The sequence below is a fragment of the Lampropedia aestuarii genome (assembly GCF_004803635.1).
Taxonomy (GTDB): Bacteria; Pseudomonadota; Gammaproteobacteria; order Burkholderiales; family Burkholderiaceae_C; genus Lampropedia; species Lampropedia aestuarii.
Genome location: NZ_SSWX01000004.1, coordinates 211,846 through 225,339 on the forward strand (window position 1 = coordinate 211,846; position 13,494 = coordinate 225,339).

At 56.8% G+C, this 13,494-nt stretch carries 9 protein-coding genes; 4 read left to right on the top strand and 5 right to left on the bottom strand.

Annotated features, from left to right (window positions below; genetic code table 11):
* The first annotated feature begins 209 nt into the window (after window positions 1-209).
* Window positions 210-4,850 carry a YhdP family phospholipid transporter gene (locus E8K88_RS04835; RefSeq protein WP_136405513.1) on the top strand — a complete coding sequence of 1,547 codons (4,641 nt, stop codon included), beginning with the start codon at window positions 210-212 and terminating at the stop codon, window positions 4,848-4,850.
* A 139-nt stretch (window positions 4,851-4,989) separates the two neighbouring features.
* On the opposite strand, the gene E8K88_RS04840 is transcribed toward E8K88_RS04835, so the two are convergent.
* Window positions 4,990-5,667 carry a YiaD family glycine zipper/OmpA-like lipoprotein gene (locus tag E8K88_RS04840; protein WP_136405514.1) on the bottom strand — a complete coding sequence of 226 codons (678 nt, stop codon included), beginning with the start codon at window positions 5,665-5,667 and terminating at the stop codon, window positions 4,990-4,992.
* 464 nt (window positions 5,668-6,131) lie between these two features.
* Here E8K88_RS04840 and mltA point away from each other — a divergent pair, with 464 nt between their 5' ends.
* Window positions 6,132-7,304, top strand: coding sequence for a murein transglycosylase A (gene mltA / locus E8K88_RS04845; RefSeq protein ID WP_136405515.1), 1,173 nt, complete (start codon window positions 6,132-6,134; stop codon window positions 7,302-7,304).
* Window positions 7,305-7,427: 123 nt separating this feature from the next.
* Here the strand turns inward: mltA and E8K88_RS04850 are convergent, their stop codons facing one another.
* On the bottom strand, window positions 7,428-7,994 hold the full coding sequence (locus E8K88_RS04850; RefSeq protein ID WP_136405544.1) for an adenine phosphoribosyltransferase: 567 nt from the start codon (window positions 7,992-7,994) through the stop codon (window positions 7,428-7,430).
* A 253-nt stretch (window positions 7,995-8,247) separates the two neighbouring features.
* On the opposite strand from E8K88_RS04850, the gene E8K88_RS04855 reads away from it, so the two are divergent.
* Both E8K88_RS04855 and E8K88_RS04860 read left to right on the top strand, forming a co-directional pair.
* Complete coding sequence (locus E8K88_RS04855; protein ID WP_136405516.1) at window positions 8,248-9,096, top strand: 3-hydroxybutyryl-CoA dehydrogenase; 849 nt, start codon at window positions 8,248-8,250, stop codon at window positions 9,094-9,096.
* A gap of 251 nt (window positions 9,097-9,347) precedes the next feature.
* Window positions 9,348-10,259: a phosphoribosylaminoimidazolesuccinocarboxamide synthase gene (locus E8K88_RS04860; protein WP_136405517.1), complete on the top strand. Its 912-nt coding sequence runs from the start codon at window positions 9,348-9,350 to the stop codon at window positions 10,257-10,259.
* Between the two features lie 149 nt (window positions 10,260-10,408).
* Here E8K88_RS04860 and E8K88_RS04865 read toward each other — a convergent pair whose 3' ends face one another.
* From E8K88_RS04865 to E8K88_RS04875, 3 genes are all read right to left on the bottom strand, one after another.
* A complete protein-coding gene (locus E8K88_RS04865; RefSeq protein ID WP_136405518.1) occupies window positions 10,409-10,957 on the bottom strand; it encodes a YaeQ family protein in 549 nt (182 codons plus the stop codon).
* A gap of 118 nt (window positions 10,958-11,075) precedes the next feature.
* Entirely contained in the window at window positions 11,076-11,654 is a 579-nt protein-coding gene (locus E8K88_RS04870; protein ID WP_136405519.1) for an NAD(P)H-dependent oxidoreductase, read from the bottom strand.
* Window positions 11,655-11,862: 208 nt separating this feature from the next.
* A complete protein-coding gene (locus E8K88_RS04875) occupies window positions 11,863-13,305 on the bottom strand; it encodes an NAD-dependent succinate-semialdehyde dehydrogenase (protein ID WP_136405520.1) in 1,443 nt (480 codons plus the stop codon).
* Between the last annotated feature and the right edge of the window lie 189 nt (window positions 13,306-13,494).

The window sequence follows — 13,494 nt, forward strand, 5'->3', positions numbered from 1 at the left end:
AGGCCGGCTCGGGCTGTGGCGATCGCTATGGGTGCGCGCAGTTGCGCAGTCACACACAAAGGCGTCTACAGCTCCATTAAGAGAATGGCAATAACCCCCACGCTCCTGACACTTTATTTGTCACCAATTGGTTACCACCGCAGGACAGTGACACATATTGCGCGCTGCGCTGCGCAAGACGGCTGTCTGCACAAGGATAATGGTGCGTGATGCCTTCATCCCAGCTCACCGCCCCACCACAGACACACCGCCCTATTCGCACGGCCCTGCGATGGCTGTGGCGCCTTGTCTTGGCGCTGGTGATCTTGGTCCTCATCTGCATCGGGGTGTTGTACGCCTGGGTAGTGCCACGACTGGACGAGTGGCGTCCCGAATTGGTTGCGTATTTGCAGCAAAAGACCGGACTAGAGATTCAGATCGAGGCCTTGCAAGCCAGCCATAGCCCCAATGGCTTGCCGGTGCTTGAAATTCAGAACGCCCGCATCACTCGTGCCCAGGCACCATGGCAGGTCTCAATGGCCAAAGCCCAGTTGGGCTTGTCTTGGCAGTTGCTGCGCGGCCAGCCACTGGGCAATATCCTGATTGATCAGCCGCAGCTGCAATGGCGCGGCGCACTCGACCAAGCAGCGCCAGCAAGTGCCACCCCCACAAGCACCAACGCCCCCACAGCGGACCACGCTGCTCTGGCTCAAACGTGGCAATGGCTGCTCGAACAGCCCTCGATTCGCATCGCCAACGGCAGCGTGCAATGGCACAGCACAAGCCCCTCTCCCACCGAGTCCACCCAAGAAACAGAATCCAGTTGGCAAATTAGCCAGATAGATCTTGAGCTGAGCTACTCCCCACTACGCGACCTCCACCGGCTGGAGCTGCAAATGCAAGCACCGCAGTTGATGGCCGCACCAGTGGAGCTGCAACTGGAGGGCCAGGACTGGGGGCGTTGGGCCGAAGGCTGGCCTGCCTTGTCTAGCGCCTCAGGCAGCTGGCGTTTGAAGCTGGAGCAGCTGGATCTGGCCGCCCTCTCTCAACTGCTAGTGCAGTTCCCAACGCTGCAAGCTTGGCCAACAATCCAACAAGGCTTGCTGAGCCTGCGCTCACAAGGCCAACTCACAAATGGCGACCTACGTCCAGCCACATTTGAGATCGATGCAGACAAGCTGCTGTGGCCATTGAACGAGCAGACCCCTCTGGAGTTGACGCAAATGCGCTTAGCTGGCTCGCTGCAAACGCAAGGCCTCAGCCCAGTTTCAGCTCTGCCACGAACGCGCTGGCAACTCGAACTGCAACCGAGCCAATTCAAGACTGGCACAAGCACGTGGCGCAGTGAAGCGCTGCAGTTGGCACTCACCAGCGCCGCACGGCCCAGCCACACCGGAACAAAGGCACAGCCTGGTATGGCTTGGCCCGAGCAAGGCATAGAGGTGCTCGCCGCCTCCCTGACCAGTCCAGGCTTGGATCTGGGTGCCCTCAGCGCACTACTGCAAGCCAGTTTTGGCAGCACCTCAGCAGCGCCACAAGAGGCGAACCTAGAAGACAATGTAGCCGCAAGCACTTGGCCCATGGCCACCGCGCAGCGGCTCGGTCAATGGCAGCAACAGTTGGCCAACTGGCAACCATCAGGCCAATTGCAAGACATTCACATCGGCTGGCAAGCCCCTGAGAAGCCCGCCCAAGAGCGCGATGCAGCAGCTGGCCCAACTTGGCCATGGACTGTCTCGGCCCGCTTGAAGCAACTGAGTATCGGCGCGGCTCATACATCCACCAGCAATACGACAGCTGTGCCATTGGGCATCCACAACCTCAGTGGCCAAATCGACAGTAGCCCGGCAGGCGGCAGCGCTGCGCTGCAAATCGACAACGGCAGCGTGCAACTGCCGACCGTTTTTGACGCAGGCCCAATCGAGATTGACCGCTTGCGCACCGAACTGCAATGGACGCTGGCCCAGGATGGCGGTGTTGCCGTCAAGATCGAGCTACCAGAACTGGCCACCCCAGATGCGGCAGGTTCGGCCACCATCTTGTGGCGCACGTCCAGCCCGGCCGAAATCCAAACCCTCACAGAGCAAACAGGCCGGCCTGCCCATGCATTGCCCGGCTTTTTGGACTTGAATGCCGAATTGGCACGTGCTGACGCAACAGCCGTCTGGCGTTACCTGCCCCACAGCATTCCAGCTGATGTACGCCATTATGTGCAAGAGGCCATTCTGGGCGGGCGGGCCAAACGCGCAGAATTTGAGGTGCGTGGTGATCTGACGCACTTCCCGTTTGATGCGCGCGCGCGTGACCCAGCCACGCAGCGCTACCCCGCCACAGCCGCTGAGCCGGGCAAGACCCCAGCCAGCAACCAGACTGAAGCAGCCACACCGCCGCGCGAATTGTTTCGCATCAGTGCCGACTTAGAGCAAGTCCAGTTTCGTTATGTGCCCCATTACCTGTTGGGATCTGTCACACCCGCACTGAGCTGGCCTGATTTGCAGGGCGTCAATGCGCGTCTGGAATTTATTGGCAACCGCATGGACCTGGCCGTGCAATCGGCACAATTGCAAGCTGCTCCCAAGGTGCGGGTGAGCAACGGCAAGGCTTGGATTGATGACTTGATGCATGCGCAAGTGGGCGTAGATGTGCGCGCCGCTGGGCCGCTGGCCGATCAACTGCGGGTTCTAAGCAGCACCCCGGTAGCGCGTATGACCGACCATGCAATGGACAACTTGCAAGGCACAGGCAATGCCGCATTCCGCCTGCAGCTGGACATTCCGCTGGAGTCCGCACAAGCCAATCAGATACAGGTGACTGGTGATGTGCAACTCAAGGACAACGCACTGCAATGGTGGCCCCAGGTGCCAAGGCTCAGCGCTGTACAAGGCCGTGTGCGCTTTACCGACAAGGGCTTTGCAGCCAATGGCATTCAAGCCCAGGCTTTGGGCGGACCGGTCACGCTGGATGTGGCCATGGCAGACCACGTCAACGGCGCGCCCACACAAGTGCGCATCGACGCGCAAGGCCAATTGAGTGCACAAGGCCTGCAGCAATATGCCCAGCAAGCACTGGGCAGCGCACGCGCCGACCAATGGCTGGCCGCGCTGAGTGGCCAAACCAATTACACGCTGCAAGTCAACACGATTGGCCAGCGGCCTTTTGTCTCGTTTGACAGCTCCTTGCAAGGCTTGGCCAGCAGCTTGCCCTACCCATTGGACAAAGCAGCCGATGCAGCACAACCACTGCGCCTGAGCCATAGCAGCCCTGACAGCACCGGTCTTGAGCAGATTCAACTCACACTGGGCGAGCGCATCGATGCACGCTACCAATTGCGCGCAGCACCAGCGGCAAGCGACCCACAAGCTGCCGACTCAAGGCAACCACAGTCCACCACTGTGGCCACTCCCGAGCTGGCCGTGCTGTCCGGTCAGCTCCTGATCGGCCAATTCAGTGCAGATGAAAAACGCCTGCCTGGCTTTATCCCCAACACCTTCGCCGCTGCACCAGGAGACACCCGAGTGCAGGCCATTGTCGCAAAAGACCAGTGGGATGCTGCCGAGTGGCTGCCTTGGCTGATGCAAGCGCAGAGCACGCAGACCAAGCATGCAGCAGCCTCACCCGACAGCGACAGCCAGAGCTGGATCGAGCAACTCATGCCCGACGTGTGGTATGGCCACTTTGATCTGCTGCAATGGGGCAAGCTGCGCCTGCACGATGCACAAATCCAAGCCTATCAAGGCATTAGCAGCAATGCCTCAATTTGGACCACGCATTTCAAAGCCACTGAAACGCAAGGCACATTGGAATACCACCCCCAGTATTTAGAGGGCACCGGCTTGCTGCGGGGCAATATCGACTACTTAGAGCTGCCGGCCCATTTCGGCCAGGACGATGCACAAGCCCCTGGCGCTGCAGCCGAGGCAGACACGCCCCCGGCCCTGGAAGGGCTGGACACCACAGATACGCAGGCCGAGTCCTCAGCGCTTGCGAATGTGCGCCATCTGCCTACGGTGGACATTGAAATCGGCCGGCTATTGTTTGCCAACCGCGACTGGGGCAAAGTGGCCATGCAAGCCATGAACCGTGTCGTCAATGGCCATCCCAGCGAATGGATCATCAACTACTTGACCATTGAAGTGCCTGAAGCACGTTTGACGGCCAAAGGCAGTTGGCAGGACGTGCGGACCCACAATGGCATCTACCACCTGCTGAGCGGGCGCAAAAAAATGGACATGCAATTCACGCTGGAGATGCTCGATGCAGGCCGCTTGCTCGCACGCATGGGCATGCCCGGTGTGCTCTCCGCAGGCAATGGCAAGCTCAATGGCCGACTGTCCTGGCACGGCTCGCCATTGCACTTGGATATTCCATCCCTGAATGGTGACTTCAGCCTGGATGTCGCCAAAGGCCAGTTCCTCAAAGTCAATGCGGGCGCTGGCAGGCTGCTGGGCGTAATGAGCTTGCAGGCGCTGCCCAGAAGGCTGACACTGGACTTTCGCGATATCTTCAGCGAAGGCTTTGCGTTTGATTTTGTGCGCGGCGACATCCATTTGGCGACCGGTGTCGCCTCGACCAATAATTTGCAAATGAAAGGCGTGAATGCGGGTGTCGTACTCGAAGGCAGCGCCAACATCCTGCAGGAAACCCAAAACATCACCGCCGTGGTCGTGCCAGAGCTGGATGCGATGACCGCCTCTTTAGTGGCCACGGCCATCAACCCCGCCATTGGCGCTGGCACGTTCCTGGCACAGTTTTTCTTCAGCAAGCCACTGGCAGAAGCCGCGGCCCAAGAGTTTCTTATCAGAGGCTCCTGGAGTGACCCGATTGTGGAGCGCAGCTCCACGCGGGCCGCCAAGCCCGCAGCGCTGGAATAACAACTGGGCGTAACAAGTGGCCTAAAGCAAGCGGCTCACAGCGCCGCCCAAGGGCTGTGCAAGGGGCTATGCAAGGTACAAAAAAACCTGCCAAAAGGCAGGTTTTTGACGGTCAGCGCCAGCACAATGCCGTCACCGCTTAACGCGCTTGTGACGGCTCGCCAACGAAAATTTCCACTCGGCGATTGCGTGCACGCCCATCGGCCGTGGCATTGCTGGCCACCGGCTGGTAAGAGCCACGGCCATCAATTTGAATGCGGCTGGCATTCACCCCGCGAGAGGCCAGGTACTGGCGTGTACTGGCTGCGCGGTTCACAGACAGCGGATTATTAATCGCATCGGTGCCAGTATTGTCAGTGTGGCCAACGATCACCACATCGGTATTTGGGTTGTTGCGCAAGCTATTGGCAAACTGGTCAAGCAGCGGCGCGAACTGCGATTTGATGTCGGAGCGACCTGTATCAAACGAAATATCGCTTGGAATATCCAGCTTCAAGCGGTTGTCTTGGGTTTGTGTGACCACCACGCCGCTGCTGGCCATCGCATTTTCCATATCGGCTTTTTGGCGCTCCATGCGCTGTGACCACACATAACCGCCCAGTCCACCCAAGGTCGCGCCGATGGCTGCACCTTTGCCATCACCGGCGATCGCACCAATAACCGCACCAGCTGCAGTGCCCACGCCCACGCCTGTGGCCGTACTGCGCTGCGATTCGCTCATATTGGCACAACCCGCAAGCGCAAACACTGACGCTGCTGTCAGCAGCAGCAATGGGCGTTGCAACTTGCTCAAACGCTTAGAAGTTAAAAATGCCATCTTGGTTCTCCTTTTTGAGTCTAGCGACTCGTAACAAGTTTTCTCTCAGTCAATCCATTGCACATAGATTACGATCCACAAGTGTGGATAATGCCATGCGAGAGCAACGCAGGCTACAGCAAAGACAACACTGGCGTGTGTCAATCCTGCCACCGCAGCACTGCAAGCGCAACCACGGCATCTCAACGCACCAGCCATGCAAACCGTTGTCAGCAAAGCAGCCAGCAGCGGCGTTGTAGAGCAGACGTTTTGGCTTGAGGCCCTTAGAACGTGTTTACGTTCTAAGGGAAATTCAGCACAACTGCCTGTTGCAGTCTGAGCGCGGTCTCAAGCGATCTGCTGTACCAACCACGTTTTATCTGATCTTGTGAATTTTGAAACAAATGCCCGGTGCCACCTAAGGCCAGAAACCTTGAGGATCTGCAACACTGGCATGATTAAAGCACTTAGTCTTTTTTGAAAACATGTCCCACTCTTTGATCCGCTGCGCACTGGCTGTCTTTGCCGCCGCATTCATCGCCGCTTGCTCTAGTCCCCCCCAGTCTCCCAGCACGGACGTACCTGACAATGGCGCCATCGTCACCCCCAGTGCGCTGCCAGTCTTGATGCCGCATCCGATTGGGCCGAGTTTCCAGCGCGAAAATGCGCTATGGACACCTGTGCCTTGGAGTGATTTACCAGGCTTTGAACAAGACGATCTCACCGATGCTTGGCACGCCTGGTTGCTCAGCTGTGAAAAACCCCATCCCAGCTGGCGCAAAGTCTGCACAGAAGTCGCGGGCCTGCAAATTGCTGACGATGCGACCCGCCGCGCCTGGATGCGCCGGGCCCTGCAGCCCTATCTGGTCCGCTCCACAGCGGGCAAGGACATTGGCATGCTGACCTCCTACTACGAGCCGGTCATGGATGGCAAGCGCCAACCAGTCGATGGCTTTAACGTGCCGCTGTTTGCGATGCCATCTGGTTACTCTGGTCAAGGCACATGGTTTAGCCGCGAGCAGATTGAATCGGGCCACCCCAGTGCTGCCACGGCCTTGCGCGGCAAAGAAATTGCCTGGCTCAACGATCCTGTCGATGCGATGGTCTTGCATATCCAGGGCTCTGGCCGGGTCAACCTGCAAGAGCCTGACGGCAGCGTGCGCCAGGTGCGCGTGGCCTATGCCGCAACCAACAACCACCCGTACAAAAGCATTGGCCGCTGGCTGCTCGATCGACGCCTGATCCGCGATGCCAGCTGGCCAGGCATCAAAGCCTGGGTCGATGCCAACCCGGCGCGCGTCAAGGAGATGCTGTGGAGCAATCCGCGCTATGTCTTTTTCAAAGAAGAAGCGATTGCCCCACAAGACCAGAATGTCGGCCCGCGTGGCGCGCAAGGCGTACCGCTGACACCAGGGCGCTCCATTGCGGTAGACCGCCGCAGCATTCCTTACGGCACGCCGGTGTGGATGATGACTGCAGGGCCGACTTTGAATGTGCAAAAGCTGGTGCTGGCGCAAGACACCGGCAGCGCGATCATTGGCGCGGTACGGGCTGACTATTTTGCGGGCTGGGGCCATGAAGCCGGTGATCTGGCTGGCCGCGTCAAACAAGATTTGTATTTGTGGACGTTCTGGCCTAAAGGGGCGGCGCTGCCATAAAGCCCTCAGCGCAGTGTGACGCTGCGCTCATCGACAGGCCAAATTTGACCTTCGGTCATCGCCGTATTGGCAACCAATGACAATGAGGGCAATGCCTCACCTTTGAGTGGCCTTCAGTGGCCCTCAGTGGCCCTCAAAATCCACCAAGGTCAGCAACGGTTTGCCCAATGCTTTGAGTCGCGCGGAACCTCCGAGCTCAGGCAAATCGACTATCACGGCGCACTCCGTCACCACGGCACCCAAGCGCTCGAGCAATTTGACCCCGGCAATCATCGTGCCACCGGTGGCGATCAAGTCGTCAATCAACAGTACGCGTTGGCCGCGTGTGACCGCATCGGTGTGCAATTCCACGGTAGCACTGCCGTATTCCAACTCGTACGTTTCTTGCACGGTGGTAAAGGGCAGTTTGCCTTTTTTGCGAATCGGCACAAAGCCTACGTTCAGCTCATAAGCCACCACTGCTCCAATAATGAAGCCGCGTGCATCCAAGCCTGCAACCACGTCTGGGCGCAATGTCGGATCCATGTAGTGGTGCACAAAGGCATCGATCAAGACGCGAAAAACTTGTGGATTTTGCAGCAGTGGCGTGATGTCACGAAATTGCACGCCTGCGCTGGGCCAATCAGCCACAGTGCGGATATGCTCGCGCAAAAATTCAGAAACATTCAATGCGCTAGACGGTGTGGGCATGGCAAATGTGATGAAAACGGCAGAGATAGTCGCCATGGCAACGCATGGCCAGATGCCGATAGTGTAAAGTGGCAAAGAACGTGTTTGCGGTCTTTTCACAGACTGCTCTCTACGCTTGGCTGCGCAAAAGCGCAAGGAGACAATTGAGATGTGTCTTCCATAAGGCGGCGCCATGGGCGGTCTGCGCGTGCGCATGCACGGCAAAGTCCCTGAGCGAGACCTTGTTGTTTTTAATTTCAACACCCACCCAATCATGAGTATTCACACAGTCGGAGTCATTGGCGCAGGCACTATGGGCAATGGCATTGCCCAAGCGGTTGCAGGTGCAGGTCTGCAAGCAATCCTGATCGATATTTCTGAGGCCGCCGTCAGCAAGGGCATCAGCACCGTCAGCGGCAGCTTGGACCGCCTGGTCAAAAAAGAAAAAATCAGCGAGAGTGACAAAGCCGATATCCTGGGCCGCATCAAAGGCTCGACCGATTACGCCGACCTGCAAGCAGCGGACCTGGTCATTGAAGCGGCCACCGAGAACTACGATTTGAAAATCAAAATTCTCAAGCAAATCGAAGCCGCAGTGAAGCCAGGCACGATCTTGGCGTCCAACACCTCGTCCATCTCGATCACCAAACTGGCTGCGCAAACCGCGCGTCCAGAGAACTTCATCGGCATGCACTTCTTCAACCCAGTGCCGCTGATGGCCTTGGTCGAAGTGATTCGGGGCCTGCAAACCAGCGATGCGACCAACGACACCGTCGCTGAGCTGGCGCAAAAACTCTCCAAAACACCTGTTCCCGTCAAAAACGCCCCTGGCTTTGTCGTCAACCGCATTCTGGTGCCCATGATCAACGAGGCCTTTTTTGTGCTGGCCGAAGGCGTGGCCGAGGCCGAAGCGATTGATGAGGCGATGAAACTGGGAGCCAACCACCCGATTGGGCCGCTGGCACTGGCGGACCTGATTGGTCTGGATGTCTGCCTGGCCGTGATGGAGGTGTACTTGGAAGAGTTTGGCGACAGCAAATACCGCCCAGCGCCGCTATTGCGTGAGTTGGTAGCAGCAGGCTATTTGGGCCGCAAAACCAAACGCGGCGTTTACGCGTATTAAGCATCCAGCGTGCGTTCAGCAAGGCTGCAACGCACAGATGCTCCACGTACAGGGCTGGATTGCACGTGCGCCGTGCTGCCTGCGGCCTGTTGACGGATAATAGACGGCTGCATGGCTCAAATGGGCAATAATGCAGCCGTTTGCCTTTGTCACTCCGGCAGGGTCGGGGCATTGGCCTTGTGTGCGCATGCTCAATGCGCCTGTATACCGCGCCTGTATGGGCGCATATTTGATTAGTGTTTCTCATCTCCATGACCTCTGCTCTGCACACCTCTTCTATCTCTTCGCTGCCGCTGCTGGCACGCGGTAAAGTTCGCGATAACTACGCCGTAGGCGATGACCGCATCCTGATGGTGGCCAGCGATCGTATTTCTGCATTCGACGTCATCATGGGTGAGCCAATTCCTGGCAAAGGCGTTTTGCTCACGCAAATGGCCTTGTTCTGGTTTGACAAGCTGGGCGGCATTTGCCCCAACCACCTGACTGGCGACGCGCCAGAGTCGGCCGTTTCCAGCGCTGAAGAGAAAGCGCAAATCCAAGGCCGCTCAATGCTGGTCAAACGCCTCAAGCCCATTGCGATTGAAGCCGTGGTGCGAGGCTATTTGGCAGGCAGCGGTTGGAAGGAATACCAAGAAAGCCAATCGGTTTGCGGCGTCCCCCTGCCTGCGGGTTTGAGCAATGCTGCGCGTTTGCCAGAGCCAATCTACACGCCTGCAGCCAAGGCAGAAGTGGGTGAGCATGACGAGAACATCAGCTTTGAGAAAACCGTCGAAATCGTCGGCCCAGAATTGGCCAACCAGATTCGCGAAATCAGCATTGCACTGTACAAAAAAGCCGCCGAATTTGCCCAAACCAAAGGCATGATCATTGCCGACACCAAGTTTGAATTTGGTCTGGATGCCGACGGCACCTTGACACTGATGGACGAGGTTCTGACCCCCGACAGCTCACGCTACTGGCCGATTGAAGGCTATGAAGCGGCCTTCCGTGCCGGCGACAACCCTCCGAGCTATGACAAGCAGTTTGTGCGCGACTGGTTAGAGCAAGTGCGTATCAACGGCCAGCCTTGGGGCAAAACGCCACCAGCACCGCGCCTGCCGCGTGAAGTGATCGACAATACCGCAGCCAAATACCGTGAGGCACTCGAGCGCCTGCAAGGCTAAGCCTAGGACAACATAGTCTGCTCGCCTGCGGCGCAGCGCGGCTTTAGCGGCAGCCCTCAGACTTCACACACAAGGCAGATGTTCAGCATCTGCCTTTTGCTTTACATGGCCGTTATCAATCACACAACTACCTTGCTGTGCCCAGACGCTCAGTCCTGCGCACGCAATGTGGAAAGTGTCACAGCCACATCGCCTTGCGCACTATTGATATAGACCGTGCCATCTTGCACATTGAAGTTCAGTTCCATGCTTCTTTGCGCCAATTGGGCAAGCGCTTGGCTCTCTTGCACATCCACGGACAGCACATGTAAATTGCGCGCCTTGGCGACTTTAGACTCCACCGCTTTCCACCACATACTTTGGGTACGGCCATAGGCATAGATCCAGACTTGGCCGGCCTTGCCACAGGCTTTGAGGATGCGCCGCTCTTCAGGCAGGCCCAGCTCAATCCACATATCAATTGCGCCAGTCAGGTCTTTTTCCCATAGCGCAGGCTCTTCCACATCGCTCAAGCCTTTCGTCAGTGCCAGCCGTTCATCGGCATTGGCGTGCAAAGCAAATGCCAGCAAACGCAACATCAGGCGCTCATCGGTTTCGGACGGATGCTTGGCCACCGTCAGCTGGTGGCTGCCATAGTAATGGCGGTCGTTGTCTGCGATATGCAGATGTGCTTTATAAATGGTGGCATTCAAAGCCATGGGTCGCGTTTCTTTCAATCAAGGGGCCAAGGTCTGCATATGGACATGCCAGACACAAGGCCAAGAGTGTATTGCTTATCACAGGACCTGCCCCAAGAAGCTGCGCGCAATAACCGCATTAGCCATTGCGTCCCAAGCGCTGGGCCTTGGCAAGCCAGTTGGCCTTTTTCGCTTCATCGGCATACCGTACCGGGCTAAAGGTAGTGATTTTCTTCACCTTGATGCCGGTGAACTCCAAAATCGTACGGCGGGTTTGGTTGTGTCCTGGCGCGCGATTGATCAGCCGGTAATACCACGGCGGCGTGTCCATCGTAACCAGCAATTGCGCCGTCTTACCCTTGAGCAATTTATCCCAAAATGGTGAATTTTTACGGTATTGATAAGCAAAACCTGGCAAAAATACACGATCAAAAAACCCTTTAAGAATCGCTGGCATGCCGCCCCACCAGGTGGGGTAGACCAGCACGATGTGATTGGCCCAGGTCATCGACTCTTGGGCCTGCAACAAGTCCGGCTCCAATGGCTGCACTTGGCGGTAGCCGTGGTGCAAGATGGGATCAAAGTCTAAACTCCCTACTTCCAGGCAGCGTACTTCGCGCCCTGCCGATTGCGCGCCAGCCACATAGGCCTTAGCCAAACTGGCGCACAAACTATCGCCTGCTGGGTGGCCCAAAATCACCAATACGCGCTCACCCATAGATTCTCCCTTTGATCTTTGTATAAACCCACTATCTTAGAACAAGCTGCAAAACGCTTCACCAGAAGCCGAAAATCGAATGGCAGATGTGACAACGCCACCGGCGGTACACCGGTGGCGCTTTGTATGCATTATTCACAGATTGGGTCAGCGCCCATCACACGAGCCTACCCGCTTAGAACGTGATCAAGCACATAAACCTGCCCTATTAAATACCAGTGACCGCAACAGCCTTGCTGATCAAATGCTCTTCCAAAGCCTCATGACCGCCTTCGGTACCCAAGCCAGAATCTTTCACACCACCGAACGGGAATTCAGCCGATGGGGTGGCAGGCTGGTTGATCCACAACATGCCAGTTTCAACCTGCTCTGCCAAGGTGTGAACATTCTTAAATGAACGCGTGAACGCGTAAGCCGAGAGACCAAAGCTCAAACGGTTGGCTTCCTGGATGGCTTCATCCAGCTGTTTGAAGCTGCGCAGGCCAGCAATCGGGCCAAACGGCTCTTCATTGAACAGCATCGAATCCTTGGCCGGATCAACCACCAAGGTTGGGGCAAAAAAGTTGCCAACCTCGCCAACTCGGTGGCCACCAGTGACGATATCACCCCCTTTGGTTTTGACATCGGCAATGATTTTCTCCATGGCAAACAAGCGGCGTTCGTTGGCCAGAGGGCCAATCTTGGTCTCTGCTGCCAAGCCATCACCCACCTTCAGACTTTCTGAGTAGCTGACATAGGCGTCCTGGAAGGCTTTGGTTAAAGACTCGTGCACCAAAAAGCGTGTGGGTGCGATACAGATTTGACCAGCATTGCGGTATTTGGCCATGCCAATGGCTTTGACAGCCTGTTCAACATCGGCATCTTCTGCGACGATCACCGGGGCATGCCCGCCCAGTTCCATCACCACTTTCTTCATGTGCTCGCCAGCTTTGGCTGCCAATTGCTTACCCACAGGCGTAGAGCCAGTGAACGTGACAAAACGAATCACTGGGCTGGTGATCAGGTACTCGGAAATTTCGGCAGGGTCACCATAAACCAAACCGATCACACCCTCAGGAATGCCTGCATCGACAAAGCATTGCAGGAACGCTGCTGGCGATGCGGGGGTCTCTTCAGGTGCTTTACAGAGGAACGAGCAGCCTGTTGCCAATGCAGGCCCCAGTTTGCGTGTGACTTGGTTAAGTGGGAAGTTCCAAGGTGTGAACGCAGCCACTGGACCAATGGGCTGCTTGATCACCATTTGGTGGCTGGCAAGATTGCCGCCTGGCACGATGCGGCCATAAACACGGCGGCCTTCATCAGCAAACCACTCCGTCATATTCGCGCAATTGAGCACTTCAGCCTTGGCTTCTGCAACTGGTTTGCCTTGCTCAATCGTCATGATCGTCGCGATCTCATCGGCACGTTGGCGCAGCAGCGCTGCGGCCTCGCGCATGATCCGTTGACGCTCGACCACTGAGGTCCTACGCCATACCTCAAAGCCTTTTTGCGCAGCGGCCAGCGCAGCATCCAAATCCTGTTTGTTTGCATGGGCAACCTTACCCACCGCTTTGCCTGTGGCCGGGTTGATCACATCGATCGTGCGACCATCGGCTGCATCGTGCCATGTGTTATTGATTAATAAGCGGGTATCTGGATACTGCAAGGCCATGTCTCGTTCCTGTTAATAAAAGAAATAGCTTTGACTTTAACCGCTAAGTCGAATCTGTGCACTCAAAGAATGTGAAATCTGAAACCAACTAGGTTTTTGACATCAGATTAATAATTTGCCTGCTAGCAGTCGATCAAATTAGCAATCGATCGCGCAAAGCAAAACCCCCTGGCCGAATGGCACAGGGGG

Coding starts and splice junctions, on each gene's coding strand:
- E8K88_RS04860 (WP_136405517.1), top strand. CDS start 9,348: ATGACCTCTGCTCTGCACACCTCTTCTATCTCTTCGCTGCCGCTGCTG.
- mltA (WP_136405515.1), top strand. CDS start 6,132: ATGTCCCACTCTTTGATCCGCTGCGCACTGGCTGTCTTTGCCGCCGCA.
- E8K88_RS04840 (WP_136405514.1), bottom strand. CDS start 5,667: ATGGCATTTTTAACTTCTAAGCGTTTGAGCAAGTTGCAACGCCCATTG.
- E8K88_RS04865 (WP_136405518.1), bottom strand. CDS start 10,957: ATGGCTTTGAATGCCACCATTTATAAAGCACATCTGCATATCGCAGAC.
- E8K88_RS04870 (WP_136405519.1), bottom strand. CDS start 11,654: ATGGGTGAGCGCGTATTGGTGATTTTGGGCCACCCAGCAGGCGATAGT.
- E8K88_RS04875 (WP_136405520.1), bottom strand. CDS start 13,305: ATGGCCTTGCAGTATCCAGATACCCGCTTATTAATCAATAACACATGG.
- E8K88_RS04850 (WP_136405544.1), bottom strand. CDS start 7,994: ATGCCCACACCGTCTAGCGCATTGAATGTTTCTGAATTTTTGCGCGAG.
- E8K88_RS04835 (WP_136405513.1), top strand. CDS start 210: ATGCCTTCATCCCAGCTCACCGCCCCACCACAGACACACCGCCCTATT.
- E8K88_RS04855 (WP_136405516.1), top strand. CDS start 8,248: ATGAGTATTCACACAGTCGGAGTCATTGGCGCAGGCACTATGGGCAAT.